The sequence below is a fragment of the Neisseria animaloris genome (assembly GCF_900637855.1).
In the GTDB taxonomy this organism is placed as follows: Bacteria; Pseudomonadota; Gammaproteobacteria; order Burkholderiales; family Neisseriaceae; genus Neisseria; species Neisseria animaloris.
Map to the genome: position 1 here is coordinate 1,243,035 of NZ_LR134440.1, position 24,214 is coordinate 1,267,248.

At 48.7% G+C, this 24,214-nt stretch carries 17 protein-coding genes and 3 tRNA genes; 5 read left to right on the plus strand and 15 right to left on the minus strand.

The features are described from left to right. Positions 1 to 27: 27 nt before the first annotated feature. From EL216_RS05770 to EL216_RS05780, 3 genes are all read right to left on the minus strand, one after another. Positions 28 to 103: transfer RNA gene (locus EL216_RS05770), tRNA-His, on the minus strand. An 18-nt stretch (positions 104 to 121) separates the two neighbouring features. Further along, positions 122 to 198, minus strand: a tRNA-Arg gene (locus EL216_RS05775). Between the two features lie 46 nt (positions 199 to 244). Next, positions 245 to 322 (minus strand) — tRNA-Pro (locus EL216_RS05780). 265 nt (positions 323 to 587) lie between these two features. On the opposite strand from EL216_RS05780, the gene folD reads away from it, so the two are divergent. Then, a complete protein-coding gene (gene folD / locus EL216_RS05785) occupies positions 588 to 1,445 on the plus strand; it encodes a bifunctional methylenetetrahydrofolate dehydrogenase/methenyltetrahydrofolate cyclohydrolase FolD (RefSeq protein WP_085389559.1) in 858 nt (285 codons plus the stop codon). A 91-nt stretch (positions 1,446 to 1,536) separates the two neighbouring features. Here the strand turns inward: folD and aroG are convergent, their stop codons facing one another. From aroG to EL216_RS05800, 3 genes are all read right to left on the minus strand, one after another. Further along, positions 1,537 to 2,580 carry a 3-deoxy-7-phosphoheptulonate synthase AroG gene (aroG, locus tag EL216_RS05790; protein ID WP_085389174.1) on the minus strand — a complete coding sequence of 348 codons (1,044 nt, stop codon included), beginning with the start codon at positions 2,578 to 2,580 and terminating at the stop codon, positions 1,537 to 1,539. A gap of 242 nt (positions 2,581 to 2,822) precedes the next feature. Continuing rightward, positions 2,823 to 4,463 (minus strand): glucose-6-phosphate isomerase, encoded by a 1,641-nt coding sequence (gene pgi, locus EL216_RS05795; RefSeq protein ID WP_085389173.1) that lies wholly within the window; start codon positions 4,461 to 4,463, stop codon positions 2,823 to 2,825. 74 nt (positions 4,464 to 4,537) lie between these two features. Then, a complete protein-coding gene (locus EL216_RS05800) occupies positions 4,538 to 4,852 on the minus strand; it encodes a hypothetical protein (protein WP_085389172.1) in 315 nt (104 codons plus the stop codon). 124 nt (positions 4,853 to 4,976) lie between these two features. On the opposite strand from EL216_RS05800, the gene EL216_RS11425 reads away from it, so the two are divergent. Continuing rightward, complete coding sequence (locus EL216_RS11425; protein ID WP_269471209.1) at positions 4,977 to 5,099, plus strand: hypothetical protein; 123 nt, start codon at positions 4,977 to 4,979, stop codon at positions 5,097 to 5,099. 38 nt (positions 5,100 to 5,137) lie between these two features. Here the strand turns inward: EL216_RS11425 and orn are convergent, their stop codons facing one another. Both orn and EL216_RS05810 read right to left on the minus strand, forming a co-directional pair. After that, on the minus strand, positions 5,138 to 5,701 hold the full coding sequence (gene orn, locus EL216_RS05805; RefSeq protein ID WP_085389171.1) for an oligoribonuclease: 564 nt from the start codon (positions 5,699 to 5,701) through the stop codon (positions 5,138 to 5,140). A 113-nt stretch (positions 5,702 to 5,814) separates the two neighbouring features. After that, on the minus strand, positions 5,815 to 7,491 hold the full coding sequence (locus EL216_RS05810; RefSeq protein ID WP_085389170.1) for a formate--tetrahydrofolate ligase: 1,677 nt from the start codon (positions 7,489 to 7,491) through the stop codon (positions 5,815 to 5,817). Positions 7,492 to 7,654: 163 nt separating this feature from the next. Here EL216_RS05810 and speA point away from each other — a divergent pair, with 163 nt between their 5' ends. After that, positions 7,655 to 9,556, plus strand: a complete 1,902-nt coding sequence (speA, locus tag EL216_RS05815) for an arginine decarboxylase (RefSeq protein ID WP_085389169.1) — start codon at positions 7,655 to 7,657, stop codon at positions 9,554 to 9,556. 149 nt (positions 9,557 to 9,705) lie between these two features. Here speA and EL216_RS05820 read toward each other — a convergent pair whose 3' ends face one another. From EL216_RS05820 to EL216_RS05830, 3 genes are read right to left on the minus strand one after another with little or no spacing between them, the layout of a single operon-like run. Next, a complete protein-coding gene (locus tag EL216_RS05820) occupies positions 9,706 to 11,139 on the minus strand; it encodes an efflux transporter outer membrane subunit (RefSeq protein WP_085389168.1) in 1,434 nt (477 codons plus the stop codon). Between the two features lie 2 nt (positions 11,140 to 11,141). Next, the gene (locus EL216_RS05825; RefSeq protein ID WP_085389167.1) at positions 11,142 to 14,411 is read right to left on the minus strand and encodes an efflux RND transporter permease subunit; all 3,270 of its coding nucleotides are present in this window, start codon (positions 14,409 to 14,411) and stop codon (positions 11,142 to 11,144) included. A 9-nt stretch (positions 14,412 to 14,420) separates the two neighbouring features. Next, complete coding sequence (locus EL216_RS05830; protein WP_085389166.1) at positions 14,421 to 15,677, minus strand: efflux RND transporter periplasmic adaptor subunit; 1,257 nt, start codon at positions 15,675 to 15,677, stop codon at positions 14,421 to 14,423. Between the two features lie 245 nt (positions 15,678 to 15,922). Between EL216_RS05830 and mtrR the strand changes: the two genes are divergently transcribed. Beyond that, on the plus strand, positions 15,923 to 16,558 hold the full coding sequence (mtrR, locus tag EL216_RS05835) for a multidrug efflux system transcriptional repressor MtrR (protein ID WP_085389165.1): 636 nt from the start codon (positions 15,923 to 15,925) through the stop codon (positions 16,556 to 16,558). A gap of 73 nt (positions 16,559 to 16,631) precedes the next feature. Here the strand turns inward: mtrR and ccsB are convergent, their stop codons facing one another. From ccsB to EL216_RS05850, 3 genes are all read right to left on the minus strand, one after another. Next, positions 16,632 to 17,825, minus strand: coding sequence for a c-type cytochrome biogenesis protein CcsB (gene ccsB, locus EL216_RS05840; protein ID WP_085389164.1), 1,194 nt, complete (start codon positions 17,823 to 17,825; stop codon positions 16,632 to 16,634). Beyond that, positions 17,818 to 19,770 (minus strand): cytochrome c biogenesis protein ResB, encoded by a 1,953-nt coding sequence (locus EL216_RS05845; RefSeq protein ID WP_126300878.1) that lies wholly within the window; start codon positions 19,768 to 19,770, stop codon positions 17,818 to 17,820. The genes ccsB and EL216_RS05845 overlap by 8 nt, the downstream gene beginning before the upstream one ends. A gap of 181 nt (positions 19,771 to 19,951) precedes the next feature. Then, positions 19,952 to 20,575: a c-type cytochrome gene (locus tag EL216_RS05850; RefSeq protein WP_085389162.1), complete on the minus strand. Its 624-nt coding sequence runs from the start codon at positions 20,573 to 20,575 to the stop codon at positions 19,952 to 19,954. A 141-nt stretch (positions 20,576 to 20,716) separates the two neighbouring features. Here EL216_RS05850 and yihA point away from each other — a divergent pair, with 141 nt between their 5' ends. Further along, complete coding sequence (gene yihA, locus EL216_RS05855; RefSeq protein WP_085389161.1) at positions 20,717 to 21,337, plus strand: ribosome biogenesis GTP-binding protein YihA/YsxC; 621 nt, start codon at positions 20,717 to 20,719, stop codon at positions 21,335 to 21,337. A 290-nt stretch (positions 21,338 to 21,627) separates the two neighbouring features. Here yihA and EL216_RS05860 read toward each other — a convergent pair whose 3' ends face one another. Further along, positions 21,628 to 24,069, minus strand: coding sequence for a penicillin-binding protein 1A (locus EL216_RS05860; RefSeq protein WP_085389558.1), 2,442 nt, complete (start codon positions 24,067 to 24,069; stop codon positions 21,628 to 21,630). Between the last annotated feature and the right edge of the window lie 145 nt (positions 24,070 to 24,214).

Consider the following 24,214-nt stretch of genomic DNA (forward strand, 5'->3'; position numbering starts at 1 on the left):
TATTTTCATACACGGGTTTAAATGATTTGGGGTGGCTGATGGGGCTCGAACCCACGACAACCGGAATCACAATCCGGGGCTCTACCAACTGAGCTACAGCCACCGCAAAAGAAACTTGATTTGGCGCGCCCGACAGGAATCGAACCTGTAACCGCCCGCTTAGAAGGCGGGTGCTCTATCCGGTTGAGCTACGGGCGCGTTGCGGTTTTCGCGCCTCAAACATCGGGCTGGATGGAACGTAAACTGGTCGGGGCGGTGGGATTCGAACTCACGACCCCCTGTTCCCAAAACAGGTGCGCTAACCAGACTGCGCTACGCCCCGACGAGAGAAGCGAACTATACCTGCAGCCTTAAAATACGTCAAGTCCGCTTTATATAAAAAGCGGCACTCTCACGCTATCTGTTTATTTTATTAAGCGATTTAAAATATCCGACAAGCAACCCGACTCCAAACAGACCGCCGCACGCCGGCAACCGAAAGCCTGTGCCCTCTTTTCAGACGGCCTCGACACAAACAGATGAAAGCGGGCAACAAAAATGCGATAATCTGCCACTCGTTACCCATCCCGTTTCGCAGAAAGAAAACCATGACCGCACAATTAATCAACGGCAAGGAGGTTTCCCGCCAACGCTTGGAGATTCTCGCCCGAAAAACCGCCGAACGCCGCGCCTCCGGCCTTCACACTCCTTGCTTGGCCGTCATACTGGTCGGAAACGACCCGGCCAGCGCAGTTTATGTCCGCAATAAGAAACTGGCTTGCGAAAAAGTAGGCTTTGAATCCCTTTCTTACGAATTGCCCGCCGACACCTCACAGGAAGCACTATTGAAACTGGTTGACGAATTAAACGGCAACGCCGAAGTAGACGGCATTCTCGTGCAACTGCCGCTGCCCAAACAAATCGACAGCCAAGCCGTGCTGGAGCGCATTCTGCCGCATAAAGACGTTGACGGCTTCCATCCTTACAATGTCGGACGTTTGGTTGTCAAAATGCCGCTGATGCGCCCTTGCACGCCCAAAGGTGTCATGACTTTGCTGGAAGCATACGGCATTGACGTTACGGGAAAAAAAGCCGTGGTTGTCGGAGCATCCAACATCGTGGGCCGCCCTCAGGCCTTGGAATTATTACTGGCACGCGCCACCGTTACCATTTGCCACAGCGCCACTCAAAACTTGGCGGAAGAAGTCGGTGCCGCCGATATTGTTGTTGTCGGCGTGGGCAAACCGAACTTCGTGAAAGGCGAATGGATTAAGCCCGGGGCAGTGGTTATCGATGTGGGCATCAACCGTTTGGAAGACGGCAAACTGTGTGGCGATGTGGAATTTGAAGTGGCCAAAGAACGTGCCTCTATGATTACGCCCGTACCCGGCGGAGTCGGCCCGATGACCATCGCCACGTTATTGGAAAATACACTTCATGCGGCCGAATTGCATGATAACCGATAGGATTTTCGGATAATTGCTTTTCAGCTTGAAAAAAGCTTCAGGCCGTCTGAAAAGTTTCAGACGGCCTTTTTGCTATTTGGGGAAATAATATTTACACGCGGCTGCGGTTGGCTTCTGCCAGCAAAGACAGCAGCTCTTCGGTTTGCTCCCAGCCGATGCAGGCATCGGTGATGCTTTGGCCGTAGCATACAGGCTTGTCTTGGCGGCCTTCTACCAAGTGGCTTTCCACCATCACGCCCATGATGTTGTTTTCGCCGTCGCGGATTTGTTGGGCGACATCTTGAGCCACTTCCATTTGGCGTTTGTAGTCTTTACGGCTGTTGGCGTGGCTGAAATCGACCATCAGTTTGGGTGTTACGCCTGCTTGGGTAAGCTGTTCGGCAGCTGCTTTCACATGCTCGCTGCTGTAATTCGGCTCTTTGCCGCCGCGTAAAATCACATGGCAGTCGGGGTTGCCTGCGGTGTGGACAATCGCCGAATGGCCGGCTTTGGTTACCGACAGGAAATGGTGCGGATGGTTGGCTGCGCCGATGGCATCGATGGCGATTTTCAGGTTGCCGTCGGTGCCGTTTTTGAAGCCGACCGGGCAAGACAAGCCGCTGGCCAGCTCTCGGTGCACTTGGCTTTCGGTGGTACGCGCACCGATAGCGCCCCACGAAATCAGGTCGGCATAGTATTGCGGGGTAATCATGTCGAGAAACTCGGTTGATGCGGGCATACCCATATTGTTGAGTGTGAGCAACAGCTTGCGGGCTTGGCGCAAACCGAAGTTGATGTCGAACGTGCCGTCGAGGTGCGGGTCGTTGATCAGCCCTTTCCAGCCGACGGTGGTACGCGGTTTTTCAAAGTAAACGCGCATCACGATCAACAGCTCTTTTTCGTATTTTTTACGCAACGGCAGCAAACGCTCGGCGTATTCCAGCGCGGCTTTGGGGTCGTGGATGGAACACGGGCCGATAATCACCAGCAGGCGGTTGTCTTCGCCGTGAACGAGTTTGGTCACTTCGCCGCGGGTTTGGTGCACGAGATCGGCGGCGTGATCGCTGATGGGGAGTTCGTAAAGGTGGGCAATGGGAGGAAGCAGTTCTTTTACTTCTTTAATTTTTACATCGTCTGTTTGGTGGCGTGGTGTCATGATTGTTCTTTTCTATGCAATGAATCAGGTTGCTAAGGTTAACGGTTCAGACGGCCTATGGCAAGGCTGAAAGTTTATTTCTAGCTATTTTATTGTGTAAATCTATTATTTTTAGATTTTTAGAGATTTTAATTTTTAATATTTGCATTTTTTGAAATTAAATATCAAATCAAAATTTATTTACTTCAAAAGGCCGCCGAAAAATTTTTCAGACGGCCTTTTAGCTTATTTTAAGAACCTTTCTATTTGATATTTTGACAGCGGCGGTAATACTCAATCAGGCCGCAGGTAGAAGTATCGTGTTGCAAATCGCGCGGCTGGCTGAGCTCCGGCTCGATGGTTTTCGCCAACACTTTTCCGTATTCCACCCCCCACTGGTCGAAGGGGTTGATGCCCCAGATAACGCCTTGAACAAAGATTTTATGTTCGTACATCGCCATCAGCATCCCCAGATTGAACGGGCTGAGTTCGTCCAACAAAATACTGTTGCTGGGTTGGTTGCCGGGAAACTCTTTCTGCGGAGCCAGCTCTTCACGCTCGGCTTCGGGCAAAAGAACAAGCTCGGCGCGCGCCTCCTCCAATGTTTTGCCGAGCATCAACGCTTCGGCCTGGGCAAAAGCATTAGCCACGGTAAAGCGGTGCTGGCGGCCAATTTTATAAGGTGTTCGCATCGGTACGATAAAATCGACCGGAATCAGCCGCGTACCTTGATGCAATAATTGGAAAAACGCATGCTGACAATTTACGCCTTCTTCGCCGAAAAGAATGCCGCCGGTGTGATATTCCACCGCTTCGCCGTGCAAAGTGCGGCACTTGCCGTTGCTTTCCATATCAAGCTGCTGCAAATAACCGGGGAAGCGACGCAAATTGTGGCTGTAAGGCACAACTGCCTGCCCTGCTGCGCCGCAAAAATTACCATACCACACGCCAAGCAATGCCAACAGCACGGGGATATTGCGACGGTATTCTGCAGTGAAAAAATGCTCGTCCATCGCATGTGCGCCGTTTAAAAACTGGCGGAACTTGCTCTCTCCAACCGCCACCATCACGGGCAGGCCGATGGCCGACCATACGGAATAGCGCCCACCCACCCAATCGAACATGGCAAACACATTATCTTCGGCAATGCCGAAATTCTGTGCGGCATTCACATCACTGGAAATGGCGACGAAATGGCGGGCGATCCCTGCTTCGGGCAAACCCTGCTCGCGGTACCATGTCCGTGCGGCATGGGCGTTCAACAGGGTTTCGGGGGTGCCGAACGATTTACTGGCAACGCAAAATACCGTGGTTTCGGCATTTAACAAAGCAAGCACTTGGGCAATATTCGCATCGTCGGAATTCGATACGAAATGTACGCGCACGGTTTTGTGATACGGCTGCAATGCCTGCGTAACCATTTGCGGTCCCAAGTCGGAACCGCCGATACCGATATGCACAAAGTCGGTAATTCGTTTTCCAGTTACGCCCAAATGCACCCCGTTAATCAGGTTCTCGGCAAAAGCGAGCGCACGGCTAAGTTCGTGTCGGATTTTCGGCAGCACGTTTTCGCCGTCCACCATTACCGGTTCGGCATCCAAGGGCAGACGCAAAGCAGTGTGCAGCACAGCACGGTTTTCGCTGATGTTGATCTTTTCGCCGCACCGCATCGCTTCGGCCTGTTGTTTGACACCGGCGGCATCGGCCAGCATGCAGAGCAGGTTAAGCGTTTCTTCGTTAACGCGGTTTTTGCTGTAATCGAAAAGCATGCCGTGCAGGGTTTCATGCATTTTGTCGAAACGCTGGCCGTCTGCGGCGAACCGGTCGCGCATATGCAGATTGGCGGTATTGATTTGATGGGCCTGCAAATTTTGCCAGGCTGAAGTCTGAGTAATTTTATTCATAAAAACAGCAAGGCCGTCTGAAACGGCTTAAATTATTTGTAGTTACTTGTAGTATACCAAGTTTAAAAACGTGGTTACCAAAAATATTTGGATACTTTTAAAGCATTTTCTTCACAACTAACATTAAAAAGCTTGTCATACCTTTTAAAATCATCCGGCCTCCCCTCTCCAGTGCTTATCCTTTTAACAGCTTCAAGGGTAATATAGTAATCGCCCGTTCTACGTACACACTGACAAAATTCTTTTTGCTGCCGCCAACTCAAACCTACTGGAATATTTTTAACGTTCCAGCAGGCATTATCCGAGATTTGATCAAAAGCAACGCTCCTAATCAGTGCAACAACAAAAGCAACCAATATGATTGGCCAATTTTTTTTTATCCATTCCATTCGTTATCCAACTTTTATACCAATCCCGCACACATAATTATTTACCGGCGGTCGGGCGACTGTCGCCAACACCGGCCGTCAGTCTAAATACCGTACGGAAAAACAGCTTGATTTTGCTCAAATTTTGGCTAAAAAAGCAGAAAGTCCGACGCGCCCGATAGCGGTCGGAAAACACGGAATGCCGTCTGAAAACGCCACCGCCAACAGGCTTCAAGGTTTTTCAGACGGCTTGTTTGAGATGGATTAAAATTCTGTAAATAAAACACAAAAAACGGCAAACCGGCTTTACTCAGACAATTGCCCGGGCAACTTGAGAAAGTTTTCACGGTAATAACGCATTTCTTCAATGCTTTCCAGAATATCGTCCAATGCCTGATGCGAACCTTTTTTCACCACACCTTTATAAACCGCAGGGTTCCAACGGCGGGCAAGCTCCTTTAAGGTGGAAACGTCCAAATTGCGATAGTGGAAATAGGCCTCCAACCTCGGCATATAACGCACCATAAAACGACGGTCTTGATGAATGGTGTTGCCGCACATCGGCGTGGTTTTCTCGGGAATCCACTGTGCCATAAAGTCCAACAGTTTCTGTTCCACTTCGGCTTCGGTATAAGCCGATTCGCGCACCCTCTGCGTAAGCCCCGTGCGTTGGTGGGTGGCGGTGTTCCATTCGTCCATATTGTTCAGCACTTCGTCGCTTTGGTGGATGGCGTAAACCTCGGATTGCGCCAAAACATTCAGGTGCGGGTCGGTAATGATCATGGCAACTTCGATAATGCGTTCTTTTTCCGGATCCAATCCGGTCATTTCCATATCGAGCCAGCAGAGGTTGTTTGTGTTTTGGGTCATATTTTCAGACGGCCTTCTTAGTGAGATAAATCGAATGGCCGTTATTATAGGGTATCCGATAAGAAAAGGCCGTCTGAAAAATAATTTTCAGACGGCCTTCTACAAGCTCAATATCAGAACAACCCGTGAATCACGCCGTTTTCATCCACGTCAATCTTCTCGGCGGCGGGCACTTTCGGCAGGCCGGGCATTTTCATCATGTTGCCGCACAGGGCGACGATAAAGCCTGCGCCGGCCGACACGGTGATACCGCGCACGGTGATACGGAAGCCTTCGGGTTTACCCAAAAGTTTGGCGTTGTCGCTTAAAGAATATTGGGTTTTCGCCATACAAACAGGCATTTTGTCGAGACCGAGCTTCTCAAGCGAGGCGATTTCGGCAAGGGCTTCGCTGCTGAAATCGACATCGGCCGCACCGTAAATTTTTTGGGCGATGGTGCGGATTTTGTCTTGCACGCTCAAATCGTTGTCGTAGGTGAACGTAAAGTTATTGGGCTGGGTTTCGATGGCATTCACCACTTTTTGAGCCAAATCGGCACCGCCCGCGCCACCTTTGCCCCACACTTCGGTTAACGATACTTCAACGCCTTCTTTGGCACAGGCCGTCTGAATCATATCGAGTTCGGCATCGGTATCGGAAACAAAGCGGTTGAGTGCAACCACCACCGGCAAACCGAACACGTTTTTCAGGTTGCTGATGTGTTTGAGCAGGTTCGGCAGGCCTTTCTCGAGCGCGTTCAGGTTTTCTTCGCCTAAATTGGCACGTTCCACGCCGCCGTTATATTTAAGCGCACGCACGGTGGCCACCACTACCGCGGCATCGGGTTTGATTCCGGCCAAGCGGCATTTGATGTCGCAGAATTTTTCCGCGCCCAAATCCGCACCGAAACCGGCTTCGGTAACGGCATAATCGCCTAAATGGCGGGCAACACGGGTGGCAATTACGGAGTTGCAGCCGTGGGCGATGTTGGCAAACGGGCCGCCGTGTACGAAAGCCGGTGTGCCGTCGATGGTTTGCACCAGATTGGGCTTAACCGCATCTTTCAACAATGCCGCCATTGCACCGTTGGCTTTCAAATCTCGTGCGTAAACGGGGCTGCCGTCTTTGGTGTAAGCCACGAGAATATTGCCCAAGCGTTCTTTTAAGTCGGCCAAATCTTTGGCCAAGCAGAACACGGCCATCACTTCGGAGGCAACGGTGATGTCAAAACCGTCGGGGCGCATCACGCCGTCGGTAGGCTTGCCCATGCCGTCGATGATGTTGCGCAACTGGCGGTCGTTCATATCGACCACGCGCCGCCACAGCACGCGTTTGGGGTCGATATTCAATTCGTTGCCTTGATAAATATGGTTATCGAGCATGGCGGCCAGCAGGTTGTTGGCCGCACCGATGGCATGGAAATCGCCGGTAAAGTGCAGATTAATGTCTTCCATCGGCAACACTTGCGCATATCCGCCGCCTGCCGCACCGCCTTTCACGCCGAACACAGGGCCGAGCGAAGGTTCGCGCAGGGCAATAACGGCCTGCTTGCCGATGTAGTTTAAAGCATCGGCCAAACCGATGGTTACGGTGGTTTTGCCTTCGCCCGCAGGTGTTGGGTTGATGGCCGTTACCAAAATCAGACGGCCTTGTTTTTTCGGCAAGGCAAATACGTCGGCCGGATTGATTTTAGCTTTGTATTTACCGTAAGGGTCGTATTGGTCGGCATTCAGGCCGAGTTTGGCGGCAATCTCGCCTATTGGTCGTATTGCAGCGGCTTGGGCGATTTCGGCATCGGTTTTATGGCTCATAACGGATTCCTGTGGATAGGTTGAAAGTGTGGGTATTATATAGCAAAGGCCGTCTGAAAACGTGAAAGCAGATTGTTTTGAAAGGGCTTTTTTTCTTCCGCTCCGTTTCCTTGTCTGTGCTATGATGCAAGCCGTTTTCCCAATTTTCTCAAGGAGTCAAATTATGTCTTGGTCGGTTGCAGACAGCGCCTCGCTATACGGTATCCGTCATTGGGGCGACTGCTATTATTCGGTAAACGACAAAGGCCACGTCGTGGTCAGACCCAACGACAACAGCGACGTGCAGGTCGACTTATACGATTTGGTCGGCCAACTCAACGAGCGCGGCCAAGACCTGCCGATGTTGTTCCGCTTCCCCGATATTCTGCAAGACCGGGTAGCCCGTTTGTGCGCGGCATTCAACCGTTCCATCCGGAAAAACGAATACCAAGGCCGCTATACGGCGATTTACCCGATTAAAGTCAACCAACAAGAATCGGTAGTAAAAAACATTATCGTGCCGAAAAACGACCAAGTATCCATCGGCTTGGAAGCAGGCTCCAAACCCGAGCTGATGATTGTGCTGGCATTTGCCCCCAGAGGCGGCACCATCGTGTGCAACGGCTACAAAGACCGCGACTTCATCCGCCTGGCCTTGATGGGTCAGAAACTGGGGCATCAGGTTTTCATCGTGATTGAGAAAGAAACCGAAGTCGATCTGGTTATTGAAGAATCGCAAAAACTCGGCGTGAAAGCCAATTTGGGCCTGCGCGTACGTTTGTCTTCACTGGCTTCAGGCAAATGGGCGGATACCGGCGGCGAAAAAGGCAAATTCGGCTTATCCGCCGCACAACTGATTTCGTCGGCGGAAAAATTGACTGCTGCGGGGCTGGCCGACACGGTAAAACTGATGCATTTCCACATGGGTTCGCAAATTTCCAATATTGCCGACTACCGCGCAGGGTTTAAAGAGGCGGTGCGCTATTTTGCCGAATTGCGCGGATTGGGACTGCCGATCGAGTATGTGGACGTGGGCGGCGGATTAGGTGTGGATTATGACGGCACCCACTCGCGCAATGCCAGCTCCATCAACTACGATATGGGCGAATATTCGCATGTGATTGTTTCCATGTTGGCCGAATACTGCAACGAAAACGGCGTGCCGCATCCTAATATTTTTTCCGAATCGGGCCGCGCCATGACCGCACACCATGCGGTGCTGGTAATGAATGTTACCGATGTCGAACGCCTTCCCGAGGAAGTGCCGGAAATTACCGACGAAGAAAACCTTTCGTTCGCCACCCAAAAGCTGATCGCTTATTTGGACATCAACGACAGCGAAATGGTTACCGAAACCTATTACCGCATCGGCCATTACTTTACCGAAGTTACCGAGCAATATCTCGAAGGCAAAGTGCCGCTCAAAGAAAAAGCATTGGCCGAACAACTGCATGCCGTTCTCTGCCGCCGTCTGAAACAGCAACTTCAGGCCAGCCGGCGTTCGCAACGGCAAGTTTACGATGATTTGAACGACAAATTGGCCGATAAATATTTCTGCAATTTCTCTGTTTTCCAAAGCCTGCCCGACACATGGGCCATCGGGCAAGTATTACCCATCATGCCGTTGCACAGGTTAGACGAATACCCGACCCGCCGTGCCGTGCTGCAAGATTTAACCTGCGATTCGGACGGTAAAATCAGCCAATACGTCGACCAGCAGAGCATAGAATCCAGCATGCGCGTACACGAACCGAAGCCTAAAGAACCTTATCTGCTCGGCGTTTTCATGGTCGGAGCCTACCAAGAAATTCTCGGCGACATGCACAATCTTTTCGGCGACACCGACTCCGTTAACGTTTACGTGCGCGACAACGGCGAAATCGTTTTCGGCGGCATGGAAGAACACGACACCATCGAAGACATGCTGCACTACGTGCATCTTTCACCTGAAGAAGTACTGAATAAATTCGAAGAAAAATCCCGCTGGGCAAAATTGAGCAGCAACGAACGCAACAGCTACTTTGCCGAATTCTGCCGCGGTTTGAAACAAAGCTCGTATCTGAGCATAGAAGTGGAAGAAAACTGAAAAACCTTATGAACGGGGTCGGTCAGGCCGTCTGAAACATCATAGATGGCCGTGAAAGAACCCGCTGCCGAAAAGGCCGTCTGAAAACACAATTTGCAAACAAAGCAAGCGTTTTCAGACGGCCTTTCGCATCTAAAACAGCTATGGCGTTACTGCTGTGCCCTATCCTGCGTATGGCGTTTCAAACCGCCTCCCAAGGCTTTATAGAGATCGGCCAGATTTTCCAAACGGGTTCGCTGTATACCCAGCAAGGCAGTATCTGCACCGTAACTGCTGCGTTCGGCATCCAGCAAATCCAGTGCGCTAGAAACGCCGTGCCTGTAACGCAAGCGCACCAAGCGCAGATAGTCGGCATAAGATTTTCCTTGTTTGGCAGCGGCCTCATAACGTTTGTCGAGCTGCTCGCGCGCAACCAACGCATCGGACACATCGCGGAAAGCGGCTTGAACGGCGGCTTCATAGTTCACCACCTGAATTTGTTGGCGGATTTTAGCGGCATCCAGATTGGCTTTATTGCTGCCCCAATTGAAAATCGGCAGATTGATGGTCGGCACAAATGCCCATGTGCCGTTACCGCCTTTAAACAATCTGCTCAATTCGGTGGAGCCGGTACCGATGGTGCCGGTAAGGCTGATACTGGGGAAAAATGCCGCCCGCGCCGCACCGATATTGGCATTGGCTTGCCTTAAAGAATGCTCGGCCGCGCGGATATCGGGGCGGTTGAGCAGCACATCGGAAGTCAAACCGGCAGGTAGTTTGCTGATTTTAAACTGCTTGTTCAAAGGCAAACCGGCAGGCAAATCTTCCGGCAGTTGTTGGTTGATTAAGACGGCCAACGCATTGCGCGCTTGTTCTTTACTCTGCACGGCAGCGGCATAATCCGCCTTGGCCGATTCGATCAAGGCTTCTTGTTGGCGCAAATCAATGGCGGAAACCACACCCGCTTTATGTTTCAACTGCGTCAGTTTGTAAGTCTGCTCGCGGGTTTTCAACACATTCTGCGCCAATTTCATCGCTTCTTCAGCATAACGCTCGTTGAAATAGGCTTTGGCAACGGTTGCCACCAAACTCAAATGAGCGGAATCACGGGCTGCCGCACTGTTAAAGTAGTTTTGCTTGGCCGCTTCGGCAGTGCTGCGCACCCTACCGAACAAATCCAATTCATAAGCGGTAACACCCAAACCCACGGTATAAGACGAAGAAACCCTCGAAGTGCCCGTGGTACTTAAATCTGCCGCCACCCGACCGCGCTGCCCGCTGCCCGAAGCGTTGATGCCGGGCAGCAAATCGGCGCGGGCAATCATATATTGCTTGCGTATCGCTTCCGCATTCAAAGCCGCGGTACGCAAATCGGTGTTACGTGCCAGAGCCAGTTCGATCAAGCGGTGCAGACGAGGGTCGGCGAAATAATCCTGCCAACCCAATGAGGCCGCCTGAATACCCGTTTCGGGCTGCGTGTCGTGCCTGAAAGTTTCCGGCACGCTTACTTGCGGCTCTTGGTACTTGGGAATCATGGTACAGGCTGAAAGCACAACGGCGGCAGCCACAGCACTCAGAGCTGGTTTGAAATTTACTGTTTTCATGTTTAATCCTTATCCTCGTGCAAGGCGCGTTTTTCTTCTTCACTCAAACCTGCACCCGATTCGGCATCGCCCACATATTTATCGACCATTTCCGCAGTCATCCCCGCTTCGGCGGCATGCAGTTTGGCACGTTCCAGTTGCCGAGGCGTATCTTTAAAGAATTTGCGCACCACCACATAAAACAGCGGCACCAAAAATACCGACAACACCGTGCCGATCAACATGCCCCAGAAAACGGTCGTACCGATGGCACGCTGGCTGGCAGAGCTGGCTCCCGAAGCGATATACAGCGGCACTACGCCCAAAATAAAGGCAAACGAAGTCATGATAATCGGGCGGAAACGCAAGTGTGCGGCTGCAAGGGCAGCTTCCAATGCCGTTTTGCCTTGAGCCTGAAGGTCTTTGGCAAACTCAATAATCAGAATCGCGTTTTTCGCACTCAAGCCGATTACCGTAATCAAACCGACTTGGAAATAAACATCATTGAGATAAGAAGGCGGCGCACCGAACAAACCTCCGAACAGGTTGCGGCCGGTTACGCCCAATACCACGCCGAGGAAACCCAACGGCACCACCAAAATCACCGCCAGCGGAATCGACCAACTCTCATACAATGCGGCCAATGCCAAAAATACGGCGATAATTGCAAATGTATAAAGTATCGTGGTTTGCGAGCTGCCTTTGATTTCCTCGCGGGATTGACCGCTCCATTCCAAGCTGTAACCGTCCATTTCATCAACCATGCGCTGCACTTCGGCCATCACTTCGCCCGAAGAGTAGCCCGAAGCGGCTGCGCCGGAAATCTGCATGGCGGGATAACCGTTGAAACGTATGCTTTGCTCAATGCCTTTTTCCCATGAAACCGTGGCTATCGTAGACAACGGTACAGCCACACCCTGACTATTCGGCACGGTTAACGCCAGAATATCGGAAGGTTGCATACGTCCTGCCGCATCTGCCTGCACAATAACGCGCTGCAAACGGCCTTTGTTTGGAAAATCGCTGACATAAGACGAACCCAAAGCCGTTGCCAATACGTTGCGGATGCTGGAAAAGTCGATACCTTGTGCAGCGGCGGCCTGACGGTTGATGTCGATTTTCAGCTGCGGTGCATCTTCCAAACCCGAAGCGCGCACATTACTGGCATCAAACATCGGATTTTGTCGCATTTTGCCGATCAACTCGTTACGTTTTGCCAGCAGAGCTTCATGGCCGCTGTTATTGCGGTCTTGCAGATACATTTCAAAACCCGAGCTGGTGCCCAACTCTAAAATGGCGGGAGGATTGATTACAATGGAAAAACCGTCTTTCACGCTGCCCATCAACGCACCAGTGATTTTTCCGGCTACCGATGCGGCATCACTCCCCGGAGTGCTGCGTTTCGCCCAGTCTTTCAGCGTAATAAAGCCGAAACCCGCATTTTGCCCCGAACCGGCAAAGCTGAACCCTGATACGCCGATGAAGTTCTCAACTTCGGGCATAGACATAATCACTTTATTCGCCACAGCCAGCGTCGCATCGGTGCGCTCTTTGGTGGCACCCGACGGCAGTTGGACCAGCATCAACAAAGTGCCCTGATCTTCCTGCGGCAGGAAAGAAGAGGGAATGCGGACAAACAACAACCCTGCTACGGCAGCCAATGCTACATAAACCACCATCATGCGCGCTGCTTTTCGCAGCAATCTGGCCACCCAACTTTCATAACGGTGGGTGCCGTCTGAAAACTTGCGGTTGAACCAGCCGAAGAATCCTTTTTTCTCTGCATGATGGCCTTTGGGAATCGGCTTCAGCAAGGTTCCGCACAATGCGGGAGTGAGCGATAAAGCCAGAAAAGCGGAGAACGCGATCGCAATCGCCATGGTAATAGCGAACTGGCGGTAAATATTGCCGGTTGCCCCGCTGAACATTGCCAACGGTACGAATACAGAAATTAAGACGGCCGTGATACCGATAACCGCACCCGAAATCTGACTCATGGCCTTTTTAGTGGCTTCAAGCGGCGGCAATCCTTCTTCGGACATAATCCTTTCGACGTTTTCCACCACTACGATGGCATCATCCACCACGATACCGATAACCAACACCATCGCAAACATGGTCAGCACGTTAATCGACATGCCCAGATACCAAATCGAAGCAAATGCACCCAGCAAAGAAATCGGCACGACGATAGTCGGAATCAACGTATAACGGATGTTCTGCAAAAACAGGTACATCACGATAAACACCAGCACAATCGCTTCAAGCAGCGTATGTACTACTTTTTCAATCGAAATGGAAACGAACTTGGACGTATCATACGGCGAGGACCAAGTCATATCCGACGGGAAGAACCGCTCCAACTGCGTCATTTTGTCGCGTACCGCCGCTGCGGTTTCGATCGCATTGCCGCTGTTGGAAAGCATTACTGCCATACCGACGGAAGGCTCGCCGTTCAAACGGGTCGAGGTGGAATAGTCTTGGCTACCCAAGCGGATTTCAGCCACGTCTTTCAAATACACATTGGCACCACCCGTAGTCGAGCGCAATACGATATTGCCGAATTCTTCCGGCGTACTCATCTGCCCTTGTACTGTTACGGTAGCGCTGATGGTTTGGCCTTGTACCGCCGGCAGCGCACCCAAAGAGCCAGCGGAAATCTGCGCGTTTTGCGCACTGATTGCAGCGGACACATCGGCAAACGACAAATTGTAGTTTTGCAGTTTTTTAGGGTCGATCCACACGCGCATGGCCCGTTGCGAACCGAATAGGCGTGCCTCACCTACACCGTTTACCCGTTGGATTTCAGGCTTGATATTGCGCTCCACATAGTCGGCAATGTCTTCCGTGCTCATGGTTTTTGAAGAAAGCATCAAAACCATCAAAAAGTTGGAGCGAGACTTGGAAACGGTAATACCGTTTTGCTTAACAGTGGCAGGCAGTTGGGCTTCTACTTCCGAAAGCTTGTTCTGCACTTCCATCTGTGCCAGATCTTCATCAGTTTCGGGCGTAAACGTCAGCGTAATCGTGCCGCCACCGCTTGAAGACGCATTGGTGCTGATGTAATCCAATCCTTCCACACCGTACATGTTGCGCTCGATAACCGACAATACGCTGTCTTCCATCACCTGTGCCGAAGCACCGGGATAAACGGCAGAAAGGCGGATAGTCGGCGCGGCAACAGAAGGATATTGCGATACCGGCAAGCTTCTGATGCCGAGAACGCCTGCAATGATGATAAATATCGCAATTACCCATGCGAAAATGGGGCGGTCAATAAAAAACTTAGCCATGAGGGTTCCTTATTTATCCGCTGAAGCCGCTTGGGGTTCTGAGGCCGTCTTAACAGGTGCGGAGGCGGCTTGGGCATTATTCTGAGCACTTGCATTACCGACCGGCGACCATTCTTTCGGCGTTACTTTTTTTGCCTGCGTCAAGCCGACAATCGCCAAGCCTTCCACAATAACCTTATCGCCGTCTTGGAGGCCGTCTGAAACAATCCAGTTGCTGCCTTGCTGCTGCACCACAGTTACCATGCGCGGTGCTATCGAACCGTCGGCATTCACTACCATAACACTATCTTGTTTGCCGCGCGTAACTGCTTGCTGCGGCACAACAAATACGTCCTGCACATCAGCTTGCGGCAGATTCACGCGTACATACAGCCCGGGCAACAGGATATTGTCGGGGTTAGGTACCTCCGCACGCAACGTAACTTGGCCGGTTGCTTCATTGACAGTAGGGTCTGTAAACAACAAACGGCCCTTATGAGCATATTCCTTACCGTTTTCCAAGCGGATGCCCACTTCAACCGCACCGTTTACTGACTGCATTTTTCCGTCGGCAATATTCTGGCGCAGCTGCATCACGTCTGTAGCTGATTGAGTGAGATTGACGTACATGGGATTGGTTTGCTGGATAGTGGCAAGTTTGGACGCATTACCCGCTGTTACCAACGAACCTTCCGAGATGAAAGACTGTCCGATATAACCTGAAATCGGAGCGGTAATACGGGAATAATTCACATTGATTTGGGAAGACTTAATCGCCGCTTTCGCTGCTTTCACTCCCGCTTCAGCAGAACGTTTTGCAGCTACTGCGGCATCATATTCCTGCTTACTGATGGCATCCGCCGCCACCAACGGCTTATAGCGGGTAACATCGGCGGCAGCCTTCGCCAACGAAGCTTCGGCAGTAGCCAATTGAGCCCTTGCACTTTCCAGAGCCGCCACATAAGTTGCATCATCCAATTGATACAACGGTTGGCCTGCACGCACATAGCTTCCCTCCTGAAACAGGCGTTTCTTAATAATACCGCCTACTTGCGGCCGCACATCCGCCGAGCGGTGCGACTCCAACCGCCCCGGCAAATCCGTGCTGATGGTAACCTTTTGCGGATGCACCGTAACCACACCAACCACAGGGGCGGGAGCCTGCTTTTGTGCTCCTTCGGTCTGTTGATGCTTGGAATCTCCTTTTCCACATGCGGTCAATGCCAATGCTGTTGCCACTGCCAAAGCCGCTAGGCGCAATGTTTGATGAGCAGGATGAAATATCATTAATTTTCCTATCTTTATCATTAGACTTCCATAAGATTCTTTACAAATTCTGTATTTGATAAGCAATCACCCGATTTATCCAATTCTACGGAAAACGGATAATCTAAAATCACTTGCATTGCTCAAGACGCTGGAATATCAGCATTTTGGGAATGCCCAAGATTATACATACACCGTTGTATGTTCCAAAGATATTTATTATAATTGAGAAAAATTTTTACAAAAAATAACCCTACCTCTTTATTATGAGAAAAACCAAAGTCGAAGCCCTAAAAACCCGCGAAGATCTGATGCTCGCCGCACTTGAAACTTTTTATCACAAAGGTGTTGCCCGTGCGTCTCTCAACGAAATCGCCCAAGCAGCCGGGGTAACCCGCGGTGCGCTATATTGGCATTTTAAAAATAAAGAAGATTTATTCGACGGTTTGTTCCAACGTTTATGTGATGAAGTAGGCAGTAAACTGGAAGAAGATGTAGCCAATGAGTCGGGCAATATTTTAGAGAGCCTGCACGCAAGCCTGCTAAACACTTTCGAACGTCTGCAAAGAAATAAAATTCATTACAAATTTTGCAGTATTCTGTACTTGAAATGCGAGCATATCGAGCAAAATCAGGCTATCATTGCCGTTATCGAAAAATACCAAAACATGTGGGAACAACGGCTTACCGATATTCTCACGCTGTGTATCAAGCAAAAATCCTTACCCGATAATCTGGATACCGCTACCTCCGTGATCTATCTGCAATCTGCTATCGACGGTCTGATTTACCAATGGCTGATTAAACCCGAGCGTATTGATCTTAGCGAAACCGCCCCCCGTCTCGTAGAAACTTTAATGAGCAACCTGCAACACTGTCCATCATTGCGGTATCAAAATTAAAACTTCCAACAACAGGAGGCCGTCTGAAAGTTTTCAGACGGCCTCTTGCTCAAATCAGCCTATTAGAAAAGCATTAAAGTGTTCCGTAAGAATGCAAACCACTTAAAAACATATTCACACCGATAAAAGCGAACGCAGTGACAAATAAACCGATAATCGCCCACCAAGCCAACACTTTACCACGCCAACCGGCAACCAAACGCAAATGCAGCCACACGGCATAATTAAGCCATACGATAAACGCCCATGTTTCTTTCGGATCCCAACTCCAATAGCGGCCCCAGGCATCGGCAGCCCAAAGTGCACCTAAGATTGTAGCGATAGTGAAAAATAAAAAACCTACTGCAATAGCTTTGTACATTACCTCTTCAATCGTTTGCGAATCAGGCAACCATGATTTCTTACCGGCAGACTCACTACGAATAGCCCAAAGTTCGGCGATGCCCAACATAGCGGCCATACAGAACGCACCGTAACCGATAAAGTTTGCCGGCACATGGATTTTCATCCACCAAGATTGCAATGCCGGAATCAACGGCTGAATGGTATGCGCCTCACGTGATACGCTGTACCACAACACAAACACCACCACTACCGACATAAACGACAACACGAAACCGCCCAGCTTCTGCACTGCAAACTTGCTTTCATAATACAAATACATCAAAGCGGTAATCACCAGAAAAAGAATGAATACTTCATACAGATTCGATACGGGAATATGGCCGGCATCAGGGCGCAACAGGTAGCTTTCGTGCCAACGTACCAGTAAGCCGGTAAAGCCTGCCAAAGCAGACACCCATGTCAACGCCGTCCCCATACCCAGCAAAGTATTGCGGTCGGCATTCTGTTTTTTAGCCAACAGCACACCGGCAATATAACAAAACAAGGCAAAAAATACTGTGGCGCACTGCCACATGATGGCCGACTGGCTACTCAAAAAGTATTTAAGGAGAAAACGATCAGTATTACCGATATCGCCTCCGTACAACTTAATTGCCCCATAAGCCAACACGAGGCTCAACACGGTAAACCAACGCAACGGCTTGAAAAACCAACCCAACAGTACGGTAGAGGCGGCACTAAACCACAAAATTGCCATCTCATAGCCATCCATATGATGGCTAGCTTGCGTTTGCACAAACATGGCCGTCAATGCGATAACAACAGCAAACAGCCAATCCCAAACATCCAAACGGCGTAAAAACGATTTATGCGTCAACAGCGCATGCCCGGATAATTTTTGAGTTTCAGTATAATCAGTCATGGTTCAGGTCCTTCTCCAACTGCTTCAAGCATTGGATGTGTTCAGGAAATTCTTTTTGTAAATCGCGTTCGTTACGGCCCGACGACATAGAAAAGCGTATCGTTCCTTTATCAAACAGCAGCCAAGCACGTTTCTCGCGGATGTAAAACATAAATACCGTACCCAATACCAGCAGCACCGAACCGAGGTAAACCAATGATGCTCCTGGTGAGCGGGTCATCTGCAAACCGGAAGAGCGCACTTCTTTATACCCATCCAATTGCAGTAACACAGGTGCCGGATATTCAGTCAAACCGGTATACGCGTCCATACTGTTCAACAAGAAGCGGTTACGGTCATCACCTTGTTTCCATTCGGGCAGGCCATATTCCTTGATTGCTTCATCCAATGCGGCATTTATCGTACCGTACAGGATCTGATAGAAATAACCCTGCATCTTTTCCTGCTGGGCTTGAGGAATATTATTGGTAACAAAATCATTCAACGCCAAATAACCGCCGCGAGCAAACAGGCTTAATGTGTTTTCGGCAGCTTGGTTAAATTGACTGCGCACATTATCGGGCGTACCGCGCGTAGCTGTTTCCACTGCCCGTTTACGAATATCCGGTTGGTTAATCAACTCACGCAACGCCATAAACGTATCAAGTTTACCTTGGGCATCGGCGGGAATCCTCAACCAACGGTATTGCTGTTCCAAGCCTGTACGCGTGCCGGTAATGAAGAAAAAATCTTCTTCCTGTTTTATCGGCAACATATAATTTTTGTATTCTACTGCCTGCCCGGCCTGATCGCGGATACGATAAACAATAGACGGACCAATGTTGGAAAACTTTCTATCTTGTTTCACGGAACGCACATCTTGGATGGCCGTCTGAAGATTTTGCGTGCCTTTTTCAGACGGCATGCTCACATCTTCAACATTCATAGCAGTAAATTGGTCGAATTCCAAACGGTATTGCTGCCCTCCGATATTCAAAGGAAATTCGCGCATCGACACGGCATTCATCGCTGCCGGCATACGCCCTTTCCCCGCCAAATTCCATGCCTTAAGCTTCAAATCTGAACCTCCGTCGGCAAAACTGGCCTGATAAATGGTAATGCCGTCCACAGTCAGCGGATGGTTTACCCGAATGGTTTTCTCTATTTTTTTACCCGTCGCCTTATCCGTTACCACCAAATCGCTGGCAAAATCTTTCGGCATACCGGTATTGTAAAAATCAATATGGAATTTTTTCAGATCAACAGTAAAAGGCAAGTCTTGTACCAATACTCCCTTATCTGCATTCAAAAACACGACATCCGCACCTTGCCCTTCGATAATGTTTACATTACCGCGGAAAGAAATATTATTACTCCCAAGAATGCTTTCAGGTTTGAAATCCCGTGCGAATTGGGAGTCGTTGTCGGGTACGATTTTTCCGGTAAGCATACCGAATTTCAGCAATAAGTTGCTGTCAATCAACCCGCCCAGGCAAATAACAATAATCGCTGCATGGGCAAAAATATAACCCCATTTGTTCATTGCCCCTTTTTTAGCCGCAATCAATACGGAACCGTCTTCACGTTGTACCGTTTTAGTGCTGAATCCCCGAACGTCAAGATAACGGCTAACAATTTCAGGCGATATTCCACCATCTATTAACACGGTATGTTTCATAGCTGCTAATGACTTATTGCCGGCATTGATGCGGAAAGACTTCATTTCCCGCAAAAACGGTGGGATATTGCGCCACAGACATAATCCGGTCGACACCACCAGGAACAGCATGATGACGACAAACCATCCCGATGCGTATACGTCAAACAAACCCAAAAAGCCAAAAATTTCCGTCCAAAACGGACCAAATTTCACCACATAATTGGTTTGTGGTTGGTTTTGCTGCAACACCGTTCCGACAATTGAAGCCACACCCAACAAACTAAGTAAGGCTATGGCAAACCGCATGGAGCTGAGAAAAGCAAACCACGGTCGGCGTATCAAAGGAACTGTTTTCTTTGGAGTAGGCATATAATGTCGATTTTATACAACAAATTAAAAAATGAGTATAATCACATTTAAGGCCGTCTGAAAGACAATGCTCTTTTCAGACGGCCTATTGTTTTCATACCATAATCATATGCAGTAATTAATGCAATCCTTGGATAAAGTTTCCTACTGCATTCATTTCCATATCTGTCATACGGCTGGCAATATCCTGCATTATGCTGTTTTTACGCTGGCCCGATTTATAAGCCTTCATCTGATCCACAATATAAGCCTTATGCTGTCCACCCAAACGCGGATAAGCTACGATATCCGTACCTCCTCCGGGCATACCTGCTCCATTTGGACCATGACAAGACATACATGCGGGAATTTTTTTATCGATAAGACCACCACGGAAGATTTTTGCCCCTAGTTCAAAATCTTCTTTCGGATTGGCTTCGCCTTCTTTAGGGAACTGTTTGGCATAGTAGGCAGACACATTTAAGATGTCTTGCTCCGACAAGTTTGCCACCAGCGGCATCATTACAGCCGAAGCTCCCGTAGTGCGCTTACCTTCTTTAATTTCTTTGGTCTGAGTGAAAAGATAGCTGGCGTGTTGTGCAGACAGCTTCGGATACATAGCGATACCGCTATTACCGTCAGCCGCATGGCAGGCCGCACAAATAGTGGTTGCAATTTCTTTGCCTTTAGCAATATCGGCTTTAGGCGCAGCCATTACTGTTCCTACGGCCAACGCAAAAGCCAATAAAGTAAAATGTTTCATGGAAGTGCTCCTGAATCAGCGTTGCAATCCCTGCCTGCAACACTCTTTTTATATACTCAACACCAAGCTTTTACTGCTTGGTTAAACCGATGATTTTGTAATCATGGTATTCTATACTAAATTCACACAATTTTACCAGTTATGAACCTATTTCAAAATGCTAAATTCTTTACTACCGTCAACCATCTCAAAGATCTGCCTACCACATCTGCCGAAATTGCTTTTGTCGGCCGCAGCAATGCCGGAAAATCTAGTGCAATCAACACATTAACTAACCATGTCAGACTAGCTTATGTTTCCAAAACTCCCGGGCGCACCCAACATATTAATTTTTTCGAGCTGACTAACGGGGGGTTCATGGTCGACCTCCCTGGATATGGTTATGCTCAAGTTCCCGAAGCAGTACGCGCACATTGGGTGAAACTGCTTGGCGACTATCTTCAAAAGCGTGCCCAGCTTATCGGTCTGATTCTGATTATGGATGCCCGTCATCCGCTCAAAGCACTAGACATACAAATGTTGGATTTCTTTCACCAAACAGGCCGTCCTGTGCATATCTTACTTTCAAAAGCAGACAAACTCCCCAAAAACGACCAAATTAAAACACTCAGTTCAGTCAAAAAAGCACTGAAACCTTATAGCGAACGCCAGCAAATCAGCATTCAGCTCTTCTCCAGCCTGAAGAAACAAGGCATAGAAGAAGTAAACAAAGTTGTCGCTGAATGGTTTGCCATAAACGATGGCTTATTCGTCGATTCTTAAAAGAGCTAACTTTATTTCTAAAGTATTTTTACTTACACTCGAAAAAGCGCTTAATACTCAGTCAAATCAATTCCTAAAGCAAGATTGCAAACTGAAAGTAATATTTCAGGTAGTACGACTAAGGCACAGACTATTCCCTAACGGTCACAAAATAATTCGTTGTAAAACTTTCAAATAAATTCTTCTATAATTCAATCGAATCAAACTTTTTCTAAAATACCATCACTTTAATTTATCGATATAAATAGGCCGTCTGAAAATATTCAGACAGCCTGTTTACTTATGCACTTTTAAAATAATGAATCAAGCTGACCGGACTGTCCCTGAGGTGCAGGAGACGGAGCAGTATCACCGTCCGTATTATTAACTGGTTCTACTGGAACTTCCTGACCGGAGGATTCTGCTGGTGCGGATTCTCCACTACGCGAACTATTACCCGAACGCGCTGTAGCTCCGTCAGAACCAACTGTAGAATCCCGTTCTTCACTACGAACCGGTCTACTTGAGCGGTTATCCAACGCCAAGTTAGGACTGGTAGATTGCTGCTCCTTCAGATAATACTCACCGCCACTGATTACAATTCCATCTGGCACTTTAATACCTTTAATGGGTACTCCTTTCAGAGCATAACGCATGTACTCCACCCACACAGGCAAAGCAATTGTGCCACCATACCCCGCTCGTCCCATACTGCGCGGTTTATCATAACCTATGTATACCGCCGTTACGATATCAGGGTTAAAACCAACAAACCAGGCATCTTTATTGTCATTGGTCGTACCTGTTTTACCTGCGATATCCGAACGCCCTACTGCACGTGCACGCGATGCAGTACCATATTGAACTACATCCTGCATAATCTTATACATAATATAAGCATTGCGAGCATCAATTGCCTGCGGAGCATTTTCTCTCGCAACCAAAGGTCTCATCTGCGCCCTTAATCGTCCTTGACTGTCATATATCCGGTCAATTGCATAAGCTGAAACTTTATATCCCCCATTGGCAAATACCGTATAAGCCTCCGCCATTTTCAACGGCGTTGTTTCTCCTGTACCCAATGCCATGGAAAGCCCCGCAGGTATTTCAGAAGGTTTGAATCCAAAACGCTGGATATAGTGTTGTGCATAATTTACACCGATAGACATTAAAATACGGATAGACACCATATTTTTAGAAGCAGTCAATGCTTGGCGCAGAGTAATAAACCCTGCATATCGCCCATCTGCATTCTTAGGATTCCATGTCGAGCCGTTCGGCCCTTTTCCTGGCAAAGACAAAGGAGCATCATTAATTTGTGTAGACGCCGTCATTCCTTTAGCTAAAGCCGCAGAGTAAACAAACGGTTTAAACGAAGAGCCAGGCTGACGCTGTGCTTGTGTTGCTCGGTTGAAAGTTTTACTGTGGAAGTCATAGCCACCTACCAATGCACGTACCGCACCTGTTCTTGCATCAAGGGCTACTAATGCTCCTTGGAGCAAAGGCTCTTGTGCAACCGTCCAACGTTTGCCGCTACCTTTCACCCGAATAACTGCACCACGACGGATTTGCGCATCTTCCATCTTTTTATTATTAACGGCTCTTGCAGCAAATCCCAGTGCTGCATTATCTAATGTAATCTTTCTACCATTCGGAAGCTGGATCTGTACACCTTTCTTCGAAGCATCCAATACAACGGCTGGCACTAAATCATCTACGGTATACAACGTAGAAAGATATTGGCTGATGGTTTCTTCAGGATTGTCAGATTTGCTCAAATCAATATAATGCTCTGCTCCCCGATAGCTGCTACCGCGATCAAAACCCCTCAAAGTTTTACGTAGCGCAGCAGTAGCCACACGTTGATGATCCGTACTTACTGTCGTGTATACTTTGAATCCTTGAGTGTAAGCATCTTCACCATATTTGTCATACAGTTCCTGGCGTACCATTTCGGCAACATAAAGTGCACTTTGATCAATCTTCTGCACATAACGCTCATAATGCAGATCTTCCGCCACTGCCCGATCACGCTCTTGGGGCGTAATCATTTTTTCTTGCACCATATTATTTAAAATGTAACGCTGGCGCAGCTTGGCACGTTCAGGGTTAACAATAGGATTAAATGTGGAAGGCGCTTTCGGCAAACCTGCCAAAATTGTAGCCTCGGCTAACGTTAAGTCTTTAACATCTTTATTAAAATAAATTCGCGATGCTGCGGCAAAACCATAAGCACGTTGACCCAAATAGATTTGATTAAAATACAGCTCCATAATCTGGTCTTTGCTCAAAGACTGTTCAATCTTATAAGCCAACAACGCTTCATTAAATTTTCGTGTAAACGTACGTTCATTGCTCAAATAAAAATTACGCGCCACCTGTTGGGTAATCGTGCTTGCACCCGACTGTACACCGCCAGTTATATTACCAACAGCAGCACGCAAAACCCCAATCACATCCACTCCCCAATGCTCATAAAATCTTTTATCTTCAGCAGCAACAACCGCATCTTTCAGCACTTTAGGGAAATCAGCGATTTTGGTAAACGAACGCCGCTCTTCTCCATACATACCAATAACCTTGCCGTCTGAGGAATAAATAGTCAGCGGCATCTTCGGTTGGTAATGTTGTATAGCCTCTAATGATGGTAGTTTTGGATAAGTAACCAAAATGGCTATTGCAACCAACCCTACAACAAAGAGAGTCAACCCTAAAATCAGACCTATACAGGTCGTTATAATTTTTTTAATCATGACTAAATCAACAAAGTTGCCATCAAAAGCATTAAATAAAGTAAAATAGCTAAAGATTTCATAAACACCTCTTACACACTGTGTAAAAAAATGAAATCTCTTACGGATGCCAAAACTGTTACTCACACCCCAAAATAGGGAATTT